Here is an 18,542-nt window from a genome sequence, read left to right on the forward strand (position 1 = left end):
GTCCTGGCGCGGGGGCTGGGGGCGCGCCCACCGCGGCCCCGGGGGGGGCGACGCCACCGTCCCCCCCCCCCGGGGGGGCGGCCCCCCCCCGGGGGGGGGGGGGGCCCCCCCCGCGCCCCCCCCCCCCCGCTTCTCGTAGCGACGCGTCAGCCGCAGGTGTAGGTGACTCCGTTGACGTCCCACACTCCGGGGCCGAGGTCGGAGCACATCGAGAACAGGCTCGAGAACAGCATCACGATCACGATGAAGCCGATGATCTCGACGATGGTGAGGATGAGTCCGACCCAGAACCCCGCGGTCGCGAGACCCGTCGGCGCGCCGGCCTTCTTCAGCTTCGAGCGGGCCACGAGGCTCAGGATCATGCCGACGAGCGGCAGGATGAAGGCGAGGATGAGTCCGACGATCGACAGGGTGCGGCCGGGTACCGGCGCCGTGGCGGGGTAGCCCTGGGGTGCGGCGGGGTAGCCGGGGGTGGCGTACCCCGGTGCGGCCGGTGCGGCGGGGGCCGCGTACCCGGCCGGGCCGGGTGCGGGAGGCGCGGGGAATCCGCCCTCCTGAACGGGCGGCGGCGTGGAGGAGGGCGGCTGGTTCTGCGGGTCCGGGGTCGACATGGATCGCTCCTTGATCTGGGGTGGAAAATCCGTCAGCCCGAGCGTAGCGACTGCACGGAACGGACCACCACCGGTTCGTGCGCGCGGCTCGCGCGCCGAGCATCCCTCCCATATGCCTGTATGCCAGAATCGTCATACCCCGCTCGCCCTTTCCCGCGTCACGGTGATGAAGGCACCAGGATGCAGCGCCGTTCCCCACGGCAGGGAATCTCCCCAAGGAGAGCTGAATGACAACCGAGACCCCCACTCGCGTCCTCGTCGTCGATGACGACCCCGACGTCGCGCTGCTCGTCAAGACCGTGCTCGAACGACGAGCCGGCTGCATCGTCGACCTCGCCGCCGACGGTCGCGAGGCCGTCGAACGCATCGCGACGATACGCCCCGACGTGGTCGTGACCGACATCGAGATGCCCGGGCTCAACGGACTGGAGCTCCTCGCGGAACTGCGCCGCTCCGCTCCCGCGATCCCCGTGCTGGTGATGACCGCGCACGTGTCCGTCGAGTACGCGGTCTCGGCGCTCCGCGCGCAGGCCGACGAGTTCCTCACCAAGCCTCTCGACAACGTCCGCCTCGTCGAGTCGGTCCAGCGTCTGGCCGTCGAAGGCCGTCGTCGGCGTGAGGCCGAGCGGCGCAGGGAGGTCGTGCTCGCCGTCGGCGCGCACCCCGACGACGTCGAGATCGGCATCGGAGGACTCCTCGCCGCGCACGCCGCGGCCGGAGATGAGATCACGATCCTCACGCTCTCGCGCGGGGCACGGGGAGGGGATGCCGACAGCCGCCAGCGGGAGTCGCTGGCATCGGCGGACATCCTCGGCGCACGGCTCTTCCTGCACGACCTCGTCGACACCGAGATGCCGGGCGGAGGGTCGACGGTGCGCCTCATCGAAGAGGTGGTCCAGGAGATCCAGCCCACCATCGTGTACACCCACTCGCCGCACGACCGGCACCAGGACCACCGCGCGGTGAACGAGGCGACCGCCGTCGCGACCCGTGCCGTGGGGACCGTCGCCTGCTACCAGAGCCCCTCATCGACGATCGACTTCCGTCCGACGCGGTTCGTCCGCATCGACGGCTACGTGGAGCAGAAGCTGCGTCTGCTGGAGTGCTTCGACTCGCAGACGGCGAACCGCGACTACCTCGCACCGGACTTCGTCCGCGCGACGGCGCGGTACTGGTCGCGGTTCGGCGGCGGACTGGCGGTCGAGCCGCTGGAGATCGTCCGGGAGACGGCGGCCTTCGTGGGCGCCCACGAATTCGTGCGACAGGAAGGCTGACATGCCCCGTGTACTCGTGACGGGAGCCGGAGGGCCGGCGGGAGTGGTGGTGATCCGCTCGCTCCTGAAGCGCCCGGAGCTGACCGTCTTCGCGGCCGACATGGACGGGTGGGCCGCAGGGCTCTACCTCGTCCCCGCCGAGCAGCGGCGACTGGTGCCCCCCGGCAGGGCGGAGGAGTTCGTGCCCGCCCTCGCGCGACTGGTCGAGGACGACGCGATCGACGTGGTCGTGTCGACCGTGGACGTCGAGCTCATCGCCCTCTCCGAGCGCCGCGAGGAGCTGGCCCCCGCCGTCCTGGCGGCGCCGTCCACCGACACCCTCGAAGTCTCCCTCGACAAGCTGCTGCTCGCCGAGAGGTGCGCAGACACGGGGCGCGCTCCCCGGACCGTGCTCGCAGGCCCCGCGGCGCAGGCCCTGGACTGGGAGTTCCCCGTCTTCGCGAAGCCCCGCCAGGGTGCGGGCAGCCGTGGCATCCGGCTCGTCCCCGACCGGGCGGCGCTCGATGCGCTCCCCGTCGACGAGGGGCTCATCGTGCAGGACTTCCTCCCCGGGGAGGAGTACTCCGTCGACGTGATCGCGGATGCCGCGGGGCAGGTCGTGGCCGCGGTGCCGCGCACCAGGGCCCGCGTCGACTCCGGGGTCGCGATCGCCGGCCGCACGGTGCACGACCCGGAGCTGGAGGAGACCGCGTCGGCGATCGCGAAGGCGATCGGACTCGTCGGCGTCGCCAACGTGCAGCTGCGCCGAGGCCGCGACGGGCGCGCCATGCTGCTCGAGGTCAACCCGAGGTTCCCCGGAGCGCTGCCGCTGACGATCGCCGCGGGCGTCGACATCCCGTCGCTCGTCGTCGATCTGTTCCTCGGCCGCGAGCTGCCGGCGAGCGTGCCGTTCCGCGAGGTCGCGTTCGTGAGATTCCTCGAGGACGTCATCGTGGAGATCGACGAGGTGCTGGTCTCCGATCACGCGGGGCACCAGGAGGAGCTGTGAGCGACGCCCTGCTCCGGGGAGACCATCACGTCCATTCGACGTTCTCGGATGACGCGGTCTCCACTCCGGAGGAGAACGTCGCCGCGGCCGTGTCCGCGGGGCTCACGACCCTCCGCCTCGTCGACCACGTCCGCCGCGACACCACCTGGGTTCCCGAGTACCTCTCCGCGATCACGGCGCTCCGCGTGCCTGAGGGGCTCACCGTGCTCACCGGCGTGGAGGCGAAGGTGCTCGACGCGTCCGGGCGCCTCGACATCCCCGTTCTCCCGACCGGCGTCGACCGCATCCTCATCGCCGACCATCAGTACCCCGGCGCCGACGGGCCGCTGAGCCCGAGCGAGGTGCGCGAGCGGATCTCCGGCGGATGGGCGACCCGCGACGTGCTCGACCAGTTCACCTCGTCGTTCATCGCGGCAATGGAGCGGCACCCCGGCAACCAGCTCGCCCACTGCTTCTCCCTGCTGCCCAAGATCGGCCTCTCCGAGCAGGACCTCGACGAGGAGGCCCTCGCGGCATGGGCCGAGACCGCCGCGCGGACGGACACGCTCGTGGAGGTCAACGAGAAGTGGGGATGCCCCGAACCGCGGACCCTGCGTGCCCTCCGTGCGGCGGGGGCGAGGCTCGTGGCCTCCACCGACAGCCATGAGGCGGCGACCGTCGGGCGCTACGAGCGGGTGCGTCGTCTGCTGGAAGAGGAGGCGGGGGAGTGACCGCCGACCTGACCTGGCTGCAGACCGCCGTCGTGATCCTGCTCCTCCTCTGCGTCCTCGTCGGCACCCTGCCCGTCATCAACACCGGACTGCAGTTCCTCTCGCTGCCTCTGCACGCGTTCACGAACCACTACGGGAAGGCCGCGCCCTTCCACCCGAACGTGGCGGTCGTGATCCCCGCGTGGAACGAGGGCAGGGTCATCGGCCCCGCGATCGAGCGCCTGCTGCAGCTGGAGTACCCGGCCGAGCGCCTGCGGGTGTTCGTCGTCGACGACGCCTCCGACGACGACACCCCGGAGGTCGTGGCCGCCAAGGCCGCCGCTCACCCCGGACGCGTCGTCCATCTGCGCCGTCAGGTCGGGGGAGAGGGCAAGGCCCACACCCTGAACCACGGTCTCGACGTCGTGCTCGCCGACGAGTGGACCGAAGCGGTGCTCATCATGGACGCCGACGTGATCTTCGCGAGGGATTCGCTGCGCAAGCTCACCCGGCACCTCGCCGACGAGAAGGTCGGCGCGGTGACCGCCTACATCGCCGAGGGCAGCCGCGACCGCAACTACCTCACGCGGTTCATCGCGGTCGAGTACATCATCGGGCAGCTCTCCGCCCGGCGGACGCAGAACGTGCTGGGCGCGATGGCCTGCCTCGCGGGCGGCGCGCAGCTGCACTCCAGGGCCAACCTCGAGGCCATCGGCGGGCGGATCCCCGCTGGCACCCTCGCCGAGGACACCATGACCACCTTCGAGGGGCAGCTCAAGGGCCGTCGTGCGGTGTTCGAGCCGCATGCTCGGGTGCTCGCCGAGGAGCCGCGCTCTATCGACGCCCTCTGGAAGCAGCGCCTGCGCTGGGCCCGCGGCAACGTGCAGCTCACATCGATCTACCGCTCGCTGTGGTTCCGGCCGAGCAAGGAGCACGCGCTCGGCAGCTTCTCGTTCGGGCTGGCTTGGTTCACGATCCTGCTGCTCCCCGCGTTCATGCTCCTCGCGGCCGCGGCCCTCCTGGTGCTCCTGATCCTGCACAGCGACATCGCCGAGTTCGTGTTCCGCTTCATGTGGATCGCGGCGGCGTGCATCTACCTGTTCTCGATCCTCTTCTCGGTGCAGCTCGACCCGAAGACATCACGGCACGCCTGGCGGGAGGCGATCATGTTCCCGGGGCTCGGGGCGCTCCTGCTCATGCTGATCGCGCTGTTCCCCTGGGCGTTCGATGCGCTGGTCCGCGCGCTCGGCGGGTCGCTCACCGAGCAGACCCGCTTCGCCTGGGCGGTGGTCTTCTTCCTCTGGGGGCCGATCTCGATGCTCGGCATCTGGCTCGCCCGCGCGGTGGAGCCGCTGCCCGGCGGCCGGTTCCTCGCCGGGCTGCTCGTATATATCTGCGGGTATGGATCGCTTCTGTGCGCGGTCACCGTGGATTCCTATCTCAAGGAGTGGCGCCGGGCCGACGCCACCTGGATCAAGACCGAGAAGATCGGGCGGGTCGACTCATGACCGGGATGCCGAACGAGCGCGACGAGCGCGAGGAGATCGCGCGCGACGCGCAGAAGGAGCGGATGCTGGTGCCGCAGGCGCTGATCGCACTGGGCATCGTCGTCGTCATCGTGATCGTCAGAGAGCTGTTCCTCCGATGAGCACGCGACGTCTGGCGCTCGTCGTGGAGGACAGCGAGGATCAGGCGGCGCTGCTGCGCCGGCACCTGGAGCGCGAGGGGTTCGAGGTCTTCGTGGCCAAGGACGCCGAGACCGCCATCGCCGCGTTCGACGAGATCGAACCCGTCATCGCCGTCCTCGACCTGCTTCTCCCCGGCATCTCCGGTCAGGAGTGCGCGCGTCTCGTGCAGCGGCGCTTCCCCGAGTGCTTCCTCGTGATCAGCTCGGTCCTGGACGCGGCGGACTACCCGCCGGCGGATGCCGCGCTCCCGAAGCCGATCATCGGCGCTGATCTCCGCGAGCTCGTCGGAAGGATCGGACGGTGAGCGAGCTGACGACGACGGAGAAGGGGTGGCGCCGGTTCTTCGACGACCCCTCGCCGCTCGTCAAGCAGGCGCCGACGACGATCGCGGTCCTCGTTGCGGCCGTGCTCATGGTCACGATCCCGAGCTTCCCCATCACCAGCGCCGCCGCCGCAGTCGCGGGCGTCGCGGTCGTGATGGCAACGACCGCTCTCGCCGTCGTCCTCAGCATCCGGCATGTGCACGAGGGCTGGGTCGTGCTTCTCATCCCGATCGTCGACATCCTCGGGATCGGCCTGCTGAGAACGGGCACGGGCGGGTCGGGCTCCCTGTTCTCGTCGTTCGTGCTCCTCCCGGTCGTCTGGATCGCGGCGGCCCCCGGCATCCGTCACGTGTTCATCGTGGCGATCTTCACCTCGATCGCCCTGCTCATGCCGTACCTGACCTCGCCACCGCCCGACACGGTGTCGTGGCTGCGCGGCGTGATCGGGCCCCTCGTCTTCGCGGCCGTCGGCGCCCTCGTCAACGAGCTGTCGCGGCAGCAGCGGCTGCGCATCGCGCAGGCCGAGCGTCTGGTGGCCGAGCGCACCGAAGCCCTCGCCGAGAACCTCGCCATGGTCGAGCAGCTCCGTGCGAGCGAAGCCCAATACCGCACACTGCTCGACTCCTTTCAGAGCCTGTGGCAGTCGATCACCGCCCAGGCCGTCATCGCGACGGACCTCGACGGGAAGATCGTCGAGTGGAACCCGGGAGCCGTGCGCCTGCTCGGGCTGACACCCGCGGAGGCGCTGGCCGACGTCCGGGTCGACCACTTCTTCCCCGCCTCCGCGCTCTCGACGTTCGAGGACTGTCCGGCCACGGCTCCGGCAGATCACGCCCCCGAGCTCCCCGAGGGGCTGCGGCGCCTCTTCGCAGCGGCCGACACCGACCAGTTCGTCGAGGCCGACCTCGACGTCAGGACCGCCGGAGGCTCGTCGGTCCCCGCCCGCCTGACGGTCACGGCGCACCGCGACGGCTCCGGCGTGCGACGAGGATATCTGCTCGTCATCACCGACGAGACGAAGGCCGTCGAGGTCGCCCGCATGAAGGACGAGTTCGTGGGGATGATCTCGCATGAGCTGCGCACCCCTCTCAGCGCGATCATCGGTTTCCTCGATCTGCTGCAGAACGACCCGGGGCAGCCGCTGACCGCCGACCAGACCGAGTTCGTCGCGGTGATCGAGCGCAATGCGAAACGGCTGCTGAACCTCGTCGGAGACCTCCTCTTCACCGCGCAGGTGGAGTCGGGCCGGTTCCCTCTGGAGAAGGCGGATGCCGACATCGGCGCCCTCGTCGTCTCCGCCGTGGCCTCGGCGCGGCCGCACGCGCAGCGCGAGGGCATCGAGCTCGCCGCGGAGATCCCCGTGGACTCCTTCCGGCTCGACGCCGACGCCGGCCGCGTCGGGCAGGCGCTCGACAACCTGCTCTCCAACGCGATCAAGTTCACCCCGCGCGGCGGCAGGGTGACGGCGCGGGTCGAGCGAGGGGACGGCGTGATCCGGCTCTCGGTCGCCGACACCGGCATCGGCATCCCCGAGGACGAGCAGGGCATGCTCTTCACCCGCTTCTTCCGCGCGTCCAGCGCGACGAGGAACGCGGTACCGGGCGTCGGGCTCGGGCTCACGATCACGCGTGCCATCGTGCTCGCGCACGGCGGATCGATGGACGTCAGCAGCCAGGAGGGGGTCGGCACGGAGTTCCGCATCACCCTGCCGCTCGCGCCCCGCACCGAGGCGCTGCGCCTGGGCTGAGGCGCCGGCGGCGCCCCCGTGTGTCGCGCCGTGACGGCGGGTGACCGCGGGTGACGCCGACCGTGCGGCGCCGCACGGCGCGCGGGTACCTTCGCCGCATGACTCTTCTCCAGGAACAGCTCTCGATCATCGCCGACGTCACCGCCGAGGAGCGCGCTCAGCGTCTCACCTCCGCGGGCACCGCGTGGAACGAGCGCATCGCCGCCGATGCGGGCGCGGCCGCCCTCACCTACAAGGTCACAGGTCGCGGCATCGGATCCGTGGCGACCGAGATCCGCGCGGGGAAGCACCGCTTCCTCGTCGACGAGCCGGGTGCCCTCGCCGGAGACGACGCGGCGGCGAGCCCGGTCGAGTACGCCCTGGGCGCGCTCGTCTCCTGTCAGGTCGTCGTCTTCCGTCTGTACGCCCAGGCGCTCGGGCTCACGATCGACGAGATCGAGATCACGGCCGAGGGCGACCTCGACGTGCGCAAGCTGTTCGGCATCGACGAGTCCGGTCGTGCGGGGTTCCACGACGTGCGCGTGCGGGTCGACATCACGGGTCCCGACACGGCCGAGCAGTACGAGGAGCTGCGCCGGGTCGTCGACGCGCACTGCCCCGTGCTCGACCTGTTCGCGAACCCGGTGCCGACCTCGGGCGCGCTCGTCTGATCGTCGCCGCGGAACCGAGCCGTCGTGGATGGCGGGTGCGCCCGCACCGCACCCGCCGTCCGCGACGGTTCGCCGTGCGCCCCGAGTCCTGATAGCCTGGTCGGCTCGCCATGCGGGCGGAAGGACGGCCACGCACGGTGGGGTATATCGATGTCTCCGGCGTCTCATTGACGCTCCCAGACGGCAGACCGCTTCTCGATGAAGCGACATTCAGGGTCGGATCAGGCTCGACGAGCGCGCTGATCGGACCGAACGGCGCAGGCAAGACGACGATGCTGCGGATCATCCGCGGTGATCAGGCGGCGGATGACGGCGTCGTGACGATCGACGGCGGACTCGGAGTGATGGACCAGTTCGTCGGCCACGGCGAACCGGGGCAGACGGTGCACGAGCTGCTGGTGCGCGTGGCGCCTCGGCGCATCCGCGCGGCGGCCGAAGCCCTGGAGGTCGCCGAGAACGCGCTCATCGAACGCGACGAGAACGACACGCAGATGGCGTATGCGACCGCGATCTCCGAGTACGCGGATGCCGGCGGCTACGAGCACGAGACGGTGTGGGACCAGTGCACCGTCGCGGCGCTCGGCGTGCCCTTCGAGCGGGCGCGGTACCGCGAGCTCACGACGCTCTCCGGCGGAGAGCAGAAGAGACTCGCCCTCGAGGCCCTGCTCAGGGGGCCGGACGAGGTGCTGCTCCTCGACGAGCCGGACAACTACCTCGACGTGCCGGCCAAGCGCTGGCTCGAGGAGCAGCTGCGGCAGACGCCCAAGACGGTGCTCCTCGTGTCGCACGACCGCGAGCTGCTGGCGCGGGCGGCCGATCGCCTCATCACGCTCGAACCGGGCGGCGCCGGTGCGACGGCGTGGGTGCACGGCGGCGGCTTCGCGACCTACCACCAGGCGCGGAGCGACCGCATGGACCGGCTCGACGAGCTGCGCAGGCGGTGGGACGAGCAGCACGAGAAGCTGCGGATCCTGGTCGCGAACCTCAAGGTGAAGGCGTCCGCGAACGACGGCTTCGCGTCGAGATACCAGGCGGCCCAGACCAGACTCCGCAAGTTCGAGGAGGCAGGGCCTCCGGAGGAGCGCCCGCCGGCGCAGGACTTCGACATGCGGCTGCGGGGATCACGGACGGGCAAGCGCGCGGTCGTGGCGACGGGCCTCGAGCTCACCGGCCTCATGCGCCCCTTCGACGCGGAGGTCTGGTACGGCGACAGGGTCGCGGTGCTGGGCTCGAACGGCTCGGGCAAGTCGCACTTCCTGAGGCTGCTGGCCCGAGGGGGCACCGACCCCGACCCCACGCTCGGCCATGTGACGTCGACGGGGGAGCAGCTGAGCGAGGTCGCCCACTCCGGGCAGGCTGTGCTCGGTGCGCGCGTCGTCCCAGGGCTGTTCGCGCAGACGCACGCGCATCCGGAGTTCGTCGGACGCACCCTGCTGGAGATCCTGCACCGCGGAGACGAGCGCAGATCGGGGATGCCGAGGGATGCGGCGAGCTCGGCGCTCGACCGGTACGGCCTCGTGCGGCAGGCCCAGCAGACCTTCGAGTCGCTGTCGGGCGGTCAGCAGGCGCGCTTCCAGGTGCTGCTCCTGGAGCTCTCCGGGGCCACCCTGCTGCTGCTCGACGAGCCGACGGACAACCTCGACCTCGAGTCCGCTGAGGCGCTCGAGGATGCTCTCGCGCGGTTCGAGGGCACGGTGCTCGCGGTGACCCACGACCGCTGGTTCGCCCGCTCGTTCGACCGTTTCCTGGTGTTCGGCTCCGACGGCGAGGTCTATGAGGCCGATGCCCCGGTCTGGGACGAGAAGCGGGTCCTGCGAGCGCGCTGACGGGCGCAGTGAGGGGTCGAGAAGTGCGGCATCCGACCGCACGCACTCGACGTTGCTCGACCCCTCACCGACCGTCGGGCAGGCGGAACGGGGATGCTGCGCGCGCCGACGGGTCGAGGGCGAGGTCGGCGAGCACGGCCCCGACGCCCGGGGCGAACTTGAAGCCATGCCCGGAGAAGCCGGCGCCGACGACGATCCGCCCTCGTCGGTCGAGCACGAACGCCGAGTCGTCGGTCGAGGTGTAGGTGCAGCTGATCGGAGCGGCGGATGCCGGGTCGAGGCCGGGCATCCACTCCCGCACGTACTCGGCGAGAGCCTCCGCATGGGCGGGGCGGTGCGGTCGCGCGTCGGGGTCGACCACGTCGCCGACGCGATGGAAACCCACCTTCACTCCCTCACCGGGCGTCGGCATGCCGTACACCGTCGCCGGGTGGCGCTTGGGGTCCGCGTAGTGGTTGAACGAGGGCCACGCGGCGTCGCCGGTCGGCGCGAAGTGCGCGGGGGACTCCTCCGTGACCGTCAGCCGCGGCAGGTCGAGTGACGGCAGCATCCGCGATGTCCATGCGCCGACCGTGATCACGGCGACCTCGGCGTCCAGCGTGCCCGAGGGCAGCGTCAGCCGCACCCCGGCATCCGTGTCGTCGATGCGGAGCACCGGCGTCTCCCACCGCACCTCTCCGCCCGTGTCGTCGATGCGGCGCTCCAGCTCGACCAGCGCGGCCGACGCCCTGGCGACGCCCGCGTCGCGCGAGTACAGCACGTCGTCGGCGAAGCGCATGCCCGGCCAGCGGCGGGTCGCCTCGGCGGCGGACAGCATCACGGCGTGGATGCCGCGCTCGCCGAGGCGGCGGGCGATCGGGTCGAGGTCGAGGAGGCCGTGGGTCACCAGGCCGTGGAGGCGCAGCAGCGGTTCGCCGTCGACGGCGCCGAGCGCGTCCCACCCCTCGCGGGCGCGCACGAGGAGGTCGAGGTAGTGCTCGTCGTCGTAGGCGTTGTTGAAGTTGCGGGTGGCTCCGTGGGAGGCCCCCTCGTGGTGTCCGCGGGCGAAGCGCTCGAGCACCACGGGTCTGAGGCCCCGGCGCGCGAGTTCCCACGCCGTCGCCAGCCCCATCACGCCGCCGCCCACGACCGCGATCTGCACGGCATCCGTCTTCATGCGTCCTCCCTGAGGGTCGGCTCCAGTCTCCCAGCCGTCGATGCCTCCGCGTGCCGGGTAGTCTGGTCTGGTGACCACAGAGATCGATCTCGGCCGAGGAAAGCGCGCGCGACGCGCGTACACGTTCGACGACATCGCGGTGGTGCCCTCGCGGCGCACCCGCAACCCCGAAGACGTGTCCACCGCATGGACCATCGACGCCTTCGGCTTCGAGATCCCGGTGCTCGGCGCGCCGATGGACTCGGTCGTGAGCCCGAAGACCGCGATCATGCTCGGTCAGCTGGGCGGCCTCGGCGTGCTCGACCTCGAAGGCGTCTGGACCCGCTACGAGGACCCGGAACCCCTTCTCGCGGAGATCGCGGGTCTGAGCGACGAGAGCGCGACGACGCGGATGCAGGAGCTGTACTCCGAGCCGATCAAGCCCGAGCTCATCACGCGCCGACTTGCGGAGATCCGCGACGCGGGCGTCACCGTCGCAGGCTCCCTCACGCCGCAGCGCACCCAGGAGTTCTACGACACGGTCGCCGCCGCCGGCGTCGATCTGTTCGTGATCCGCGGCACCACGGTGTCGGCGGAGCACGTGTCGAGCGTCGACCAGCCGCTCAACCTCAAGAAGTTCATCTACGACCTCGACGTCCCCGTGATCGTCGGCGGCGCCGCGACCTACACAGCGGCCCTGCACCTCATGCGCACCGGAGCCGCCGGCGTCCTCGTCGGGTTCGGCGGAGGAGCGGCGTCGACGACGCGCGCGACCCTCGGCATCCACGCCCCGATGGCGACGGCCGTGTCCGACGTGGCCGCGGCCCGCCGCGACTACCTCGACGAGTCGGGCGGGCGCTACGTGCACGTGATCGCCGACGGCGGCGTCGGCACCTCGGGCGACATCGTCAAGGCTCTCGCCATGGGCGCCGACGCGGTCATGCTCGGCGTCGCGCTGGCCCGTGCCACCGATGCTCCCGGCCGCGGGTTCCACTGGGGCCCTGAGGCGCACCACCCGAAGCTCCCGCGCGGCCGTCGCGTCGAGGTCGGCGGCATCGGCACGCTCGAAGAGGTCCTGTACGGTCCCGCCCCGGTGGCGGACGGCACGGCGAACCTCATCGGGGCGCTCCGCAAGTCGATGGCGACCACCGGATACTCCGATCTCAAGGAGTTCCAGCGGGTCGAGGTCGTCCTGGCGCCCTACGAGGCCTGAGGGCCCGCGCTTCACCGTGACCACCCCTGCGCTGTTCCCGCCCACCCTGCGTGAGGTGATGCTCCGGGGACGCTGGATCGGCATGCTGCTGCTCTGCCTCGTCGTCGCAGGCGTGTTCGCCTGGCTCGGGCAGTGGCAGCTCGGGCGTGCGATCGACACGTCGCCGCAGGCCCCAGGGGCCACCGAGCAGGTCCGTCCGCTCACGGATGTCGTGGAGCCGGGGGAGTATCTGAACGAACCTCTCGTGGGGCAGCGCGTGAAGACGACGGGGCACTGGATCCCCGGGGACTTCATCGTCGTGTCGACCCGCTTCAACGACGGTGCGCAGGGCTACTGGGTGACCGGTCAGCTGCGCGTCGCCGAGCGCACGTCGATCGCCGTCGCGATCGGCTGGGCGCCGGATCGGGAGTCGGCCGATGCCGCCGTTGCGGATCTGGAAGCGGATGCCGACGGCTCCGAGGTCTCGGTGACCGGACGCATCATCTCCGATGAAGGGCCGGTCGTCCCGCCCCGCGACGAACCGGACAGGCTGGACCGCATGTCCCCGGCCGCGCTGCTGAGCCGCTGGCACGACGTGGACCAGCTGAGCGTGTACCGCCCGTACCTCGCGTCGATCTCGGCCGTCGACGGACTGGTCGACATCTCGTCGCCGGCGCCGGAGGAGGGCTCCTCGGTGAACTGGCTGAACATCTTCTACGCGGTCGAGTGGGCGATCTTCGCAGGCTTCGCGTTCTACCTCTGGTACCGCCTCGCGAAAGACGCCTGGGAGCGAGAGGTCGAGGAGTTCGAAGACGCGGCATCCGCGTGAACTCCGCGCATCCGCGCACCCGCTCGCGCGCATCTGCGCGATGATTGTGGGCTCTCTCCGAACGGTTTTGTCGATCGGATGAGCAATGCATGACGAATCGGCAAACAGCGTTGAGGATGTCCGGGCCCGTCCGTAAGCTCCCACACATATGTGTTGGCTGGGAGACCGGCGAGCACGATCGGAGGCTCCACAAGAGTCCTCCGCATACGAGATCCGCAACGCCGAGGAGACCTGCCGAATGAACTTCGCCCCCGACGACGGCGCCCGAGAGGGCCTCGCTTCGTCTGCGCACCGGAAGCGGGGGCGCATCGGCGCTCTCGCTGCGACCTGCATCGCCGCCCTGAGCCTCGGCTCCCTGGTCGCGACGCCCGCCTTCGCCAGCACCGACGGAACAGGGGTGGTGATCAACGAGGCCTACCTCTCCGGTGGCAGCGCCGGCGCGGCCTTCACCAACAAGTTCGTCGAGCTCTACAACCCGACCTCCGCGCCGATCACGCTCGACGGCAAGTCGCTGCAGTACCGCTCGGCGACCGGCACGGCCGCCTTCTCCGGCGTCGCCGCCCTCACCGGCACGATCCCGGCCGGCGGCTACTACCTCGTGCAGGGAGGCAGCAACGGCGCGAACGGCGCGGCGCTCCCCAAGGCGGATGCCGTCAGCACCCTCAACCCGAGCGGCTCCTCCGGCACGATCGCACTCGTCGACGGCACCGCCGCGGTGAACCTCGCCCCCGGTTCGACCTCGGGCGCCGCCGGCGTCATCGACGTCCTCGGCTACGGAACCTCGAACACCTTCGAGACCGCGGCGGCGACCCCGCCGGCCGGGAACACCGACGTGAAGTCGCTGAACCGCACCGGCGGCACGGACACCGACAACAACAGCGTCGACTTCACCCTCTCGGCGTCGGTCACGCCGCAGGGCTCCGGCGGCACCGATCCGGGCACCGACCCCGGCACGCAGCCCACCAAGGCCACCATCGCCGAGGTCCAGGGCACGACCGACGTCTCGCCGCTGAACGGCAAGACCGTCACGGTCGAGGGCGTCGTCACCGCCGACTACCGCACGGGCGGCTACAAGGGCGTCACGATCCAGACGCAGGGCTCTGGCGGCGCGAACGACGCGACGCCCGGAGCATCCGACGGCGTCTTCGTGTTCCTGAACGCGCTCACCCCGACCCTCGCGATCGGCGACCTCGTCTCGGTCACGGGCCCCGTGAGCGAGTACTTCGGCCAGACGCAGGTGAACCCCGCGACCGCCTCCGCGATCTCGGTGGTGCAGGCGGGCGTCGGCGTCCCCGCCGCGACTCCGCTGCCCGACACGGCTGTCGGCGCCGCACGCGAGCAGTTCGAGAGCATGTACGTCGCTCCGACCGGCACCTACCGCGTCGCGTCCAGCCACCAGCTGTACAACTACGGCGCGCTGTGGCTGAACGTGGGTGGCGGACTCGCCCAGAAGAGCACCGAGGCCGCTCTTCCCGGCCCGGATGCAGCGGCGATCACCGCCGCCAACCGTGCGAACCGCATCCTCCTCGATGACGGATGGTCGATCCAGGTCACGAACAACGGCCACCCGAACGACCAGCCGTACTTCACCAAGGACGCGGTCGTCCGCAACGGCGACACCGTCGACTTCGGCGACAACGGCTACGTGCTGCAGTGGAGCTTCGACGACTGGCGTCTGCAGCCGGTGGTGCCGATCGACAGCACGTCGTCGGCCGACCTCAAGGTGGGCTTCACCGCCACGAACCCGCGCCCCGCTAAGGCTCCGGTCGTCGGCGGCGACGTGCAGGTCGCGTCGTTCAACGTCTACAACTACTTCACGACGCTGAAGAGCCAGAACTCGAACGCGCGAGGAGCGGCGACCGCTGCGGAGTTCGCGATCCAGAAGTCGAAGATCGTGGCGGCCATCAACGGCCTCGACGCCGAGATCGTCTCGCTCATGGAGATCGAGAACTCGGTCAAGCTCGGCGGCACGCTGGACTCGGCCCTCGCCGATCTGGTCGCGGGTCTCAACGAGGCCGCGGGCAGCGATGTCTGGGCCTACGTGCACACCCCGGCGGCGCTGAACAACGCGGCGACGACCGACTACATCACCAGCGCGATCATCTACAAGAAGGGCGCCGTCTCCCCGGTGGGCGACAGCATGACCGTCACGGATGAGACCGTCTGGGGCAACGCCCGCGAGCCGATCGCCCAGGCGTTCGACGTCGACGGCCGTGTGGTCACGGTCGTCGCGAACCACCTGAAGTCGAAGTCCGACCCCAAGGACGGCACCCCGGTGCCGGCCGACGAGCAGGGCTTCTTCAACGCCGACCGCGTCGCCCAGGCGAAGTCGATCCTCGCGTTCACGCAGAAGATCGAGCAGACCACGGGCAGCGCCGACATGCTGCTCATCGGCGACTTCAACGCCTACGCGAAGGAGGACCCGATCCGGGTCTTCACGGATGCGGGCTGGAGCGACGTCGCGCGTGAGAAGGCGGCGGACGAGCACACGTACAGCTTCGACGGGGAGGTCGGCTCGCTCGACCACGTCATCGCCTCGCCGTCGCTCGCCTCGTCGATCACCGGAGCCGGCGTCTGGAGCATCAACTCGCCCGAGTGGAGCGACCGCGGCTACGCGTTCGGCGCCACCGAGTCGGGCACGCCCTACCGCTCCAGCGACCACGACCCGATCATCGTCGGCGTCTCGGCCACGACCCCGCCGGTGAGCATCGACGTCGTCACGGTCAACGACTTCCACGGTCGGATCGAGGCCGACGGGGCCGCTGCCGGAGCCGCGGTCCTCGCGGGCGCCGTCAAGCAGTTCCGCGCGGAGAATCCGAACACGATCTTCGCCGGAGCCGGCGACCTGATCGGCGCCTCGACGTTCACCTCGTTCATCAACGACGACAACCCCACCATCGACGCGCTCAACGCCGCAGGACTCGACGTGAGCGCCGCGGGCAACCACGAGTTCGATCAGGGCTGGGCCGACCTGCGCGACCGCGTGCAGGAGCGCGCGAACTGGGAGTACATCTCCTCGAACGTGTTCCTCACCGAGACCGGGCAGCCTGCACTCGCCCCGGCCTGGGTCAAGGAGCTCGACGGCGTGCGCGTCGGCTTCGTGGGCGCCGTGACGGAGGACCTCGACTCGCTCGTGTCCCCCGACGGCATCAAGGACCTCGAGGTCCGCAGCATCGTCGACTCGGTGAACGCCGTGGCCGACGACCTGCGCGACGGCGACGAGTCCAACGGCGAGGCGGATGTCGTCATCCTCCTCGTGCACGAGGGCGCAGCCACGGTCGACGTGTCCAGCATCACGCCGGACTCGCCGCTCGGGGAGATCGTCTACGGGGTGGACAAGGACGTGGACGCCATCGTCTCGGCGCACACGCACCTCGCCTACAACCACGTCATCGACGGCCGTCCGGTCGTCTCGGCCGGTCAGTACGGCGAGAACCTCGGCCTGATGAACATCAAGGTCGACCCGAAGACGAAGGACCTGATCTCGATCACCAACCAGATCAAGCCCCTCACCGCGGGCGGCAAGCCGCTCTACCCGGCAGTGCCGGAGGTGGCCGACATCGTCGCGAAGGCCAAGGCGGAGGCCGACATCCTCGGCGCCGTCAAGGTCGGCGACATCACGGGCGACCTCAACCGCGCTCGCCAGAGCGACGGCAAGACGGAGAACCGCGGTGGCGAGTCCACCATCGGCAACTTCGTCGCCGACGTGCAGAAGTGGTCCACCGGCGCCGACCTGGCGCTGATGAACCCGGGTGGCATCCGCGCGAACCTCACCTACGCGTCGAGCGGGGCGAGCGACCCGAACGGCAACGTCACCTACCGCGAGGCGGCGACGGTCCAGCCGTTCGCCAACACGCTGGTCACGTTGACGCTCACGGGCGCCCAGCTGAAGAGCGTGCTCGAGGAGCAGTGGCAGCCGGCCGGCTCGGCGCGTCCGTTCCTCAAGCTCGGCGTCTCCAAGGAGCTGTCGTACACGTACGACCCCACGGCGGCCCAGGGCTCGCGGATCACGACGATGACGCTGAACGGCGCACCGGTCGACCCCGCGGCGAACTACACGGTGGCGGCGAACTCGTTCCTTGCGGCGGGTGGAGACAACTTCACCTCGTTCAAGCTCGGCACGGGCAAGCGCGACACCGGCAAGATCGACCTGCAGTCCATGGTCGACTGGTTCGACGCGAACAAGACGGCGACCCCCGACCTTGCGCAGCGTGCGGTCGGCGTCGCGGTCAGCGCCCCGGATGCCGACGGCTACAGCGCCGGCGACCAGGTCACCGTGTCGCTCTCCTCGCTGGCGTTCAGCGCAGGCGAGCAGGCGCCGGGCGAGGTGACGCTGAAGCTCGGCGACACCGTGCTCGCGACGGGCGCGATCGACCCGGCCATCGTCGACACCTTCGACGAGGTCGGCCGCGCGGCGCTCACGTTCACGGTTCCGTCCGGTGTGTACGGCGCGACGTCGCTCACGGTCTCGGTCGCGGGCACCGGAACCACGGCGCAGGTGCCGTTCACGATCGCGGGTCAGCCCGTGTTCGCGGGCACCATCGCCCTGGACTCCTCGAAGGTCACCGCGGGCAAGAAGCTCACGATCACCGGAAAGGGCTACCAGGCCGGGGAGACCGTGACGGTTCAGCTGCAGCCGAAGAAGGGTCAGCCGCTCACACTCGGCACGGTCCAGGTCCGCGCGGACGGGACGTTCAGCACGTCGGTCGTCGTGCCGAAGAGCGTGCCGGCGGGCAAGTACACCGTGGCGGTGGCTCAGGCCGACGGCGACAAGGCGACCGCAACGGTCACCGTGAACAAGGCGGGTGGCATCGGCGGCATCATCGGTGCGATCCTCGACTGGCTCTGGGACATCATCAAGGGCTGGTTCTGACCTTCAGGGACAACAACGCGGAGGCCGCCGGGAGTGATTCCGGCGGCCTCCGTCGTCTGTAGCGGGGACGGGATGCCCGCAGGTCAGAGGCTCGCACCGGCCTCGACGGGGGCCCAGACGAAGCCGTCGGGGTCGACGGCTGCTCCGAGCACGCCGTTGATGCTAAGCCGGTGCGAGCCGGAACCGGATGCCGCGACCCCCGCGTCCTTCGCGAGCGACGCGTGCCGGTAGAGTCCGAGCCCGATGGGGCTCGTCCCCGTCTCGAACTGCACGTAGCTGCGACCGAAGCTCTTCGCGACGCGGATGCCGCGCTCCGTGTAGAACGTCTTCGAGGCGAGGACGTCCGCGGCGCCGAGCAAGAGGATGATCTCGTCGACGGCGCGGCTCGGGGGAGCGGTGTCCTTCTTCGCCGACGTGGCGATCTTCCAGATCGCACCGTCCGGAGCCTGCACGGTGCCGCCGACGCCCCAGAGGGACTTCGATACGGGCTTGACGACCGTGGCCCCCGCAGCGACGGCGGCGTCGACGAGCGCGTGCACGTTCGCGGGCTGGGCGACCACGAGCGAGAGGGTGTAGCCGCGGAAGCCGGAGCTCTCGGCATCCGCTGCACGGAATCGCAGCCTGTCGCCGAGCCCGAAGGCCGCGTCGTAGAAGGCCTGAGCGGTGGTGACGTCGGAGACGTCGAGGGTGAGGGATTCGATTGCGCTGTTCATGCCC

At 70.4% G+C, this 18,542-nt stretch carries 15 protein-coding genes; 12 read left to right on the top strand and 3 right to left on the bottom strand.

Annotated elements, in window-relative coordinates:
• Positions 1–146: 146 nt before the first annotated feature.
• Entirely contained in the window at positions 147–611 is a 465-nt protein-coding gene (locus ACFY5A_RS09740) for a DUF4190 domain-containing protein (protein WP_387233533.1), read from the bottom strand.
• 227 nt (positions 612–838) lie between these two features.
• On the opposite strand from ACFY5A_RS09740, the gene ACFY5A_RS09745 reads away from it, so the two are divergent.
• From ACFY5A_RS09745 to ACFY5A_RS09785, 9 genes are all read left to right on the top strand, one after another.
• Complete coding sequence (locus ACFY5A_RS09745; protein WP_387233536.1) at positions 839–1,885, top strand: response regulator; 1,047 nt, start codon at positions 839–841, stop codon at positions 1,883–1,885.
• A 1-nt stretch (position 1,886) separates the two neighbouring features.
• Complete coding sequence (locus ACFY5A_RS09750; protein WP_341940020.1) at positions 1,887–2,873, top strand: ATP-grasp domain-containing protein; 987 nt, start codon at positions 1,887–1,889, stop codon at positions 2,871–2,873.
• Positions 2,870–3,583 (top strand): PHP domain-containing protein, encoded by a 714-nt coding sequence (locus ACFY5A_RS09755; protein ID WP_341940019.1) that lies wholly within the window; start codon positions 2,870–2,872, stop codon positions 3,581–3,583. Before ACFY5A_RS09750 ends, ACFY5A_RS09755 begins: the two co-directional genes overlap by 4 nt.
• Positions 3,580–5,070, top strand: a complete 1,491-nt coding sequence (locus ACFY5A_RS09760) for a glycosyltransferase (protein WP_341940018.1) — start codon at positions 3,580–3,582, stop codon at positions 5,068–5,070. Before ACFY5A_RS09755 ends, ACFY5A_RS09760 begins: the two co-directional genes overlap by 4 nt.
• The gene (locus ACFY5A_RS09765) at positions 5,067–5,210 is read left to right on the top strand and encodes a hypothetical protein (RefSeq protein WP_341940017.1); all 144 of its coding nucleotides are present in this window, start codon (positions 5,067–5,069) and stop codon (positions 5,208–5,210) included. The genes ACFY5A_RS09760 and ACFY5A_RS09765 overlap by 4 nt, the downstream gene beginning before the upstream one ends.
• On the top strand, positions 5,207–5,554 hold the full coding sequence (locus ACFY5A_RS09770) for a response regulator (RefSeq protein WP_341940016.1): 348 nt from the start codon (positions 5,207–5,209) through the stop codon (positions 5,552–5,554). Before ACFY5A_RS09765 ends, ACFY5A_RS09770 begins: the two co-directional genes overlap by 4 nt.
• Positions 5,551–7,320: an ATP-binding protein gene (locus ACFY5A_RS09775; protein WP_387233542.1), complete on the top strand. Its 1,770-nt coding sequence runs from the start codon at positions 5,551–5,553 to the stop codon at positions 7,318–7,320. The genes ACFY5A_RS09770 and ACFY5A_RS09775 overlap by 4 nt, the downstream gene beginning before the upstream one ends.
• 98 nt (positions 7,321–7,418) lie before the next feature.
• Positions 7,419–7,970 carry an OsmC family protein gene (locus tag ACFY5A_RS09780; RefSeq protein WP_105672786.1) on the top strand — a complete coding sequence of 184 codons (552 nt, stop codon included), beginning with the start codon at positions 7,419–7,421 and terminating at the stop codon, positions 7,968–7,970.
• 137 nt (positions 7,971–8,107) lie between these two features.
• Positions 8,108–9,796 (top strand): ATP-binding cassette domain-containing protein, encoded by a 1,689-nt coding sequence (locus ACFY5A_RS09785; RefSeq protein WP_341940014.1) that lies wholly within the window; start codon positions 8,108–8,110, stop codon positions 9,794–9,796.
• 64 nt (positions 9,797–9,860) lie between these two features.
• Here the strand turns inward: ACFY5A_RS09785 and ACFY5A_RS09790 are convergent, their stop codons facing one another.
• Positions 9,861–10,952, bottom strand: coding sequence for an FAD-dependent oxidoreductase (locus ACFY5A_RS09790; protein WP_387233546.1), 1,092 nt, complete (start codon positions 10,950–10,952; stop codon positions 9,861–9,863).
• A gap of 70 nt (positions 10,953–11,022) precedes the next feature.
• Here ACFY5A_RS09790 and ACFY5A_RS09795 point away from each other — a divergent pair, with 70 nt between their 5' ends.
• From ACFY5A_RS09795 to ACFY5A_RS09805, 3 genes are all read left to right on the top strand, one after another.
• Complete coding sequence (locus ACFY5A_RS09795) at positions 11,023–12,144, top strand: GuaB3 family IMP dehydrogenase-related protein (RefSeq protein ID WP_105672720.1); 1,122 nt, start codon at positions 11,023–11,025, stop codon at positions 12,142–12,144.
• A gap of 58 nt (positions 12,145–12,202) precedes the next feature.
• Positions 12,203–12,952 carry an SURF1 family protein gene (locus tag ACFY5A_RS09800; RefSeq protein WP_386954498.1) on the top strand — a complete coding sequence of 250 codons (750 nt, stop codon included), beginning with the start codon at positions 12,203–12,205 and terminating at the stop codon, positions 12,950–12,952.
• Positions 12,953–13,190: 238 nt separating this feature from the next.
• The gene (locus ACFY5A_RS09805; protein WP_387233549.1) at positions 13,191–17,825 is read left to right on the top strand and encodes an ExeM/NucH family extracellular endonuclease; all 4,635 of its coding nucleotides are present in this window, start codon (positions 13,191–13,193) and stop codon (positions 17,823–17,825) included.
• An 83-nt stretch (positions 17,826–17,908) separates the two neighbouring features.
• Here ACFY5A_RS09805 and ACFY5A_RS09810 read toward each other — a convergent pair whose 3' ends face one another.
• A complete protein-coding gene (locus tag ACFY5A_RS09810; protein ID WP_341940011.1) occupies positions 17,909–18,538 on the bottom strand; it encodes a glyoxalase in 630 nt (209 codons plus the stop codon).
• Between the last annotated feature and the right edge of the window lie 4 nt (positions 18,539–18,542).

The sequence above is a fragment of the Microbacterium sp. NPDC012755 genome (assembly GCF_042901325.1).
Taxonomy (GTDB): Bacteria; Actinomycetota; Actinomycetes; order Actinomycetales; family Microbacteriaceae; genus Microbacterium; species Microbacterium natoriense.

Excerpts from the sequence above, each read along its gene's own strand:
- ACFY5A_RS09740 (WP_387233533.1), bottom strand. The coding sequence starts at position 611 with ATGTCGACCCCGGACCCGCAGAACCAGCCGCCCTCCTCCACGCCGCCG.
- ACFY5A_RS09745 (WP_387233536.1), top strand. The coding sequence starts at position 839 with ATGACAACCGAGACCCCCACTCGCGTCCTCGTCGTCGATGACGACCCC.
- ACFY5A_RS09750 (WP_341940020.1), top strand. The coding sequence starts at position 1,887 with ATGCCCCGTGTACTCGTGACGGGAGCCGGAGGGCCGGCGGGAGTGGTG.
- ACFY5A_RS09765 (WP_341940017.1), top strand. The coding sequence starts at position 5,067 with ATGACCGGGATGCCGAACGAGCGCGACGAGCGCGAGGAGATCGCGCGC.
- ACFY5A_RS09770 (WP_341940016.1), top strand. The coding sequence starts at position 5,207 with ATGAGCACGCGACGTCTGGCGCTCGTCGTGGAGGACAGCGAGGATCAG.
- ACFY5A_RS09780 (WP_105672786.1), top strand. The coding sequence starts at position 7,419 with ATGACTCTTCTCCAGGAACAGCTCTCGATCATCGCCGACGTCACCGCC.
- ACFY5A_RS09790 (WP_387233546.1), bottom strand. The coding sequence starts at position 10,952 with ATGAAGACGGATGCCGTGCAGATCGCGGTCGTGGGCGGCGGCGTGATG.
- ACFY5A_RS09800 (WP_386954498.1), top strand. The coding sequence starts at position 12,203 with ATGCTCCGGGGACGCTGGATCGGCATGCTGCTGCTCTGCCTCGTCGTC.
- ACFY5A_RS09805 (WP_387233549.1), top strand. The coding sequence starts at position 13,191 with ATGAACTTCGCCCCCGACGACGGCGCCCGAGAGGGCCTCGCTTCGTCT.
- ACFY5A_RS09810 (WP_341940011.1), bottom strand. The coding sequence starts at position 18,538 with ATGAACAGCGCAATCGAATCCCTCACCCTCGACGTCTCCGACGTCACC.